Source organism: Burkholderia sp. E168m23 (genome assembly GCF_016586125.1).
Taxonomy (GTDB): domain Bacteria; phylum Pseudomonadota; class Gammaproteobacteria; order Burkholderiales; family Burkholderiaceae; genus Burkholderia; species Burkholderia orbicola.
The window spans coordinates 1-4,093 of record NZ_BCPP01000670.1 but is presented as its reverse complement, the minus strand read 5'-3'; the positions used below and the strand labels follow the sequence as shown (position 1 = coordinate 4,093).

The 4,093-nt window shown below is 68.8% G+C and carries 5 protein-coding genes; all 5 read right to left on the bottom strand.

Going from position 1 to position 4,093, the window contains the following annotated elements; translation table 11 throughout:
- The coding region (locus JMF90_RS27120; RefSeq protein WP_201325651.1) for an acyl carrier protein at positions 1 to 190 on the bottom strand (190 nt) is incomplete at its 3' end.
- A 58-nt stretch (positions 191 to 248) separates the two neighbouring features.
- Positions 249 to 1,334: a hypothetical protein gene (locus tag JMF90_RS27115; RefSeq protein WP_054928607.1), complete on the bottom strand. Its 1,086-nt coding sequence runs from the start codon at positions 1,332 to 1,334 to the stop codon at positions 249 to 251.
- A gap of 13 nt (positions 1,335 to 1,347) precedes the next feature.
- Positions 1,348 to 2,676 carry a hypothetical protein gene (locus JMF90_RS27110; RefSeq protein ID WP_054928608.1) on the bottom strand — a complete coding sequence of 443 codons (1,329 nt, stop codon included), beginning with the start codon at positions 2,674 to 2,676 and terminating at the stop codon, positions 1,348 to 1,350.
- Positions 2,666 to 3,418, bottom strand: coding sequence for an outer membrane lipoprotein-sorting protein (locus JMF90_RS27105; RefSeq protein WP_054928609.1), 753 nt, complete (start codon positions 3,416 to 3,418; stop codon positions 2,666 to 2,668). The genes JMF90_RS27110 and JMF90_RS27105 overlap by 11 nt, the downstream gene beginning before the upstream one ends.
- Positions 3,415 to 4,093 (bottom strand): ABC transporter permease (locus tag JMF90_RS27100; protein ID WP_201325650.1); only part of this gene is annotated, 679 nt, incomplete at its 5' end. The genes JMF90_RS27100 and JMF90_RS27105, both read right to left, overlap by 4 nt.

Genomic DNA, 4,093 nt, shown 5'->3' with positions numbered 1-4,093 from the left:
TGTTCAGCGCTTCCGGATCGATCGAGCCGTAAAGCTGTTCGCAGAACACGATCAGCTCGACGATGTTCAGCGAATCGATGCCGAGTTCGCCGATGCCGGCGTCCGTGTCGACGGTTTCGACGTTGAGGATCTTCGCGACTTCGCGGGACAGGATGTCGAGCGCGTCGGCCGGAACGTTCTGGGTCGTCATGAGGGGAGCTCCTGAAGTTGAGTGGATTTGATCGGGATCGATCGGCCTGTCGCGTGGGTCAACTGCCGGCTTCGCAGCGCAGGCTCTTGCGAAGCTCGTGATAACAACGGTACGAACTGCCTTCCATCTTCGAAAACGCCAGCAGGTCGCGCTGGTCGTCGAACAGCGGCACCTTGCCGTCGCGTACGAGCGCGCTCAGGAACTCGTTCGACAGCAGCTTGATCGCGAGCACGCGCTGCACCTTGCCGAAGCTGTAGTGCGCATCGTCGGTCTGGCTGCGCGCGGCGTCCGCGATGAAGCGGTGCACGGCGCGCGCATCGGCGTCGAGTTCGACGCGGCCGGTCCGCTCGAGCCAGCCGACGTGCGCCATCAGCGCGCGGACGAAGTACGGCCGCACGACGGTCAGGTATTTGTTGAATACGGTCGGGCCGCCGATCCGCAGCCGGTCCTCGGCGGCGACGCGCACTTGGCCGCCGACGTTCGCGAGCTGCAGGTTGCCCGCGAGGAACGGCGCGCCGCAGGTCGAGCGTTTCAGCTTTCGGTATTCGTCGGGCCACACGAGGTAGGCGGCCGGGAACATCACGCCGGGCAAGCGCGCGGCGACGACGGCCATGCAGTCGCGATGCGCCTCGATGCCCCACACCTTGTCGACGGTCAGTGCGAGGCCGTTGTCGTCGCTGCGCACGACCGTGCGCCAGGCAGCGAGCGTCGGTCCGCCGCCGTCGCTCATCAGGAACGCGAAGTTGTGGCCGGCGTCGATGCACTCGCAGGCGCGGCGATTCTGGTCGTCCGAGAAGAACAGCCCGAACATGATGCGGATGAACGCGCGCATGAACGGCTTGAACAGGTGATGAAACCCTTCGCGGCCGATCTGCTCGAGCAGCGCTTCGGTGAGCGGCGCCTCGTCATGCCGCAGCGGGGTCGACGCGGACGCGTCGGGCAGCACGTCCGGTGCCGTGGAGCGCAGTGCGATCACCATCTCGCTGTCGAGCAGCCGCACGGCGGCAGCCTCGACGAGCCGGGCCGCCGCATGCGGCGGCGTGCCGATCGCATCGAGGTGGCGCAGTACCGGATACGCGGCCTGATCGGCCACGCGCAAGAGCAGCGACGGTGCGAGCGGGCCGGGGGCGGAAAGCGTGGACATGGCAGGGTTCCTGTCAGAAACGCACGCGCACGGCGGCGTCGATGCGGGTGCCGAGACCGACCATCCGGTACTCGGACTGGCTGTCGGAGAAGGCGTGGGTGAGCGCGACATCGACGCTCACGCGTTGATTCACGTCGGCGACGACCTGCGCGATCGCGAGCAGGCCCTTGTCCTGCGGCGAATAGACGCCGCGCAGCGAATACTCGATGCGGCCGACTTTCTTGCCGAGCCGCGCGAACAGGTAGTCGCGCAGGCTGCCGTCGACGCTCACGAAATTGGCCGTGCCGCCGAGGCCGGCCAGCGCCGCGCCGGGCGCGACGGGCAGCAGCGCGTTGTTCGCCTGTACCGCACCGACCATTCGGCGCCACTGGCTCGCGTCGTAACGCGCTTCGTCGTGCGACCACTCGACGATCAGCGACAGGTTGCCGGGCAGCGCGCTCTGCATGCCGAGCGCGCTGCGCCACATGTACTGGCGATCGTTGCGGCGATCGACGGCGTCGTACGCGGCGGCCGTATCGAGCGGCGTGCCGTTCGCGATGAAGGCCGGCAGCGGCCGCGTCGTGCCGCGCTCGACCCACGCGCTCGCATAGACGGTGTTCGAGCGCGCGACGTCGAACGACAGCGTCGCGCCGGTGCCGCCGCGGCCCGCGTGACGGCCGGCGAGCAGCGCGGCCGAGCCGCCCGACCAGTTGTAGGCGCCGCGTACGAGCTGCGTCGCGCCCTGCACGTCGCGGTTGTCGACGTCGTTGCGCAGCGTGCGGTTCTCGCCGGCGATGAACTGCAGCGTGGTCTGCTCGCCGGCCCATTTCGCTTCGACGAGCGGCGTGCCTTCGACGTCGCCGTAGCGATCGTAGATGTCGGCCGTCGCGGCCCGCTTCTGGAAGAAGCCGAGCGGGAAGAACGCCTGCGACGTGTCGAGCGTATCGATCCGCTTGCCCGCCGTGAGCGTGATGCCGTTGTCGAACGCGTAGCGCACGCCGGCTTCGTTGAAGCGGCTCGCCTGCGCGCCGAGCGAGTGGTTGCTCGCGACCACGCGCGCATTCGCGAACAGGTTCTCGCCGTCGATGCGCGCGAGCAGGCCGGCTTCCTGCTGATTGCGCGGCGAATCGCCGATCAGGCGGCCGAGCAGCGCGCGGCCGTCCATGCTGTCGACGGTGCGCGCGTAGCCGATGCCGTTGAGCGTGCCGAGCTGGTCCATCAGCGATTCTCCGTGCGCGAGCGTGCAGCCGAGCGCGAGCGGGATGGCAAGCGCGACACCGGGCCAGCCGCGGCGGGCGCGTTCGGGCGATGAATGGAGGCGGTCACGATGAGCGTCGGCATCGGCGTCGTACTCACTGGCCATCGGCGAGCGTGTCGGGATTGAACCAGCCCGACGGAATCTTGCGCGGCTGGCCGTCGAGGATGTCGACGACGCTTGCGCGCTGTTTCTCGACCTCGTTGCGATACGTGATCTTGCGGATCACCTTGCGGCCGTTCGCGTCGACCGGCGCGGAGAAATCGGCGCTGCGAAACAGCAGGCCGCTCGCCAGGAAGAACTGCGCGCGCACCGGCACGTCGGTATCGGGCGTGACCCACAGCTTGATCGTCGGGTAGACGTTGTCGGGATCGGTCGCGGTCAGGTCGAGCTCGGTGGCCGGCTTGCCGGCGATCGGCGTCGTGCCGGGCGCGGCCGTCGCGCGATAGCTGTCGGCCCAGTGCGTGCGCGTGATGTCGCTGATCACGACTTCGCCTTGCAGCCGCTGCATCCCGTTGATGCGTACCGCGCTGCGCGTGTTCGGCACGTAGAACCAGTGCCCGCGCGTCGTCGCGAGGTACTTCTGGCCGTCGTTCTCGCCGCTGCGCGTCAGCGCGAGCGTGTCGCCGTTGCCGCGCGTGTAGACGAGATAGCGCGTCGCGTCGCCGGACTGTCCGCCGACTTCGTTGGTGATCTGGATGTTCGTCTGCGTATCGGCGGCCGTGCTGCGATACGCGTCGGCGCGGGCGAGCATGGTCTGGGCCGCCGGCGCGTCGGCCGCTTGCGCGGCGAGCGGCGCGCACGCGACGAGCGCGGCGAATGCGGCGAACGTGAGGCGAATGCGATTCATGGGGCGAGTCCTTCGAGGATGTTGCGTTTCGCGAGCCCGAGCGTCGCGAGCAGCGCCGCGGCCACGCCGAGCACGACGAACGCGGCTTCGACGGCGGCCACGGCGACGGGCGACACCGTGAATTCGAGCAGGATCGGCTTCACGCGGCCGGGTGGTGCGGGCAGGTGGATCTGCGCGTGATTGAGCGCGACCATCGTCAGCAGCGCGAGCGCGATGCCGGCGGCCGCACCGAGCAGGCCGAGCAGCGCGGTTTCCTGGATCAGCACGCCGCGCACCGTGGCGGCCGGCACGCCGAGCGCGCGCAGCGTCGAGATCTCGCGGCGCCGCTCGACGATGCTCATCAGGATCCAGTTGCTCATCGACAGCAGGATCGTCACGCAGAGAATCGCGCCGAACACCGAGAACTGGTTCTTGTACAGCGCGACGACCTGGTGATAGAGCGACACGAGCTGATCCCAGGTCTTCACGTCGAGCGTCGGCAGCGCCGCGCGCAGCGCTGCTGCTGCGGCCGGCGTGCCGGCGGTGTCCTCGAGGAACACCGCGATGCGCGACGCGCGGTCGGTGCGCAGCAGCGCCTGCGCGGCCGTGAACGTCACGTTGACGATCCGTTCGTCGACGTCCTTGTTGCCGGTGCTCATCACGCCGACGATCTGCGCGTCGGTCGCGTTGATGCCG

What these genes read in the sequence shown, in the direction of transcription:
- JMF90_RS27115 (WP_054928607.1), bottom strand. Translation starts at nt 1,334, where the DNA reads ATGTCCACGCTTTCCGCCCCCGGCCCGCTCGCACCGTCGCTGCTCTTG.
- JMF90_RS27110 (WP_054928608.1), bottom strand. Translation starts at nt 2,676, where the DNA reads ATGGCCAGTGAGTACGACGCCGATGCCGACGCTCATCGTGACCGCCTC.
- JMF90_RS27105 (WP_054928609.1), bottom strand. Translation starts at nt 3,418, where the DNA reads ATGAATCGCATTCGCCTCACGTTCGCCGCATTCGCCGCGCTCGTCGCG.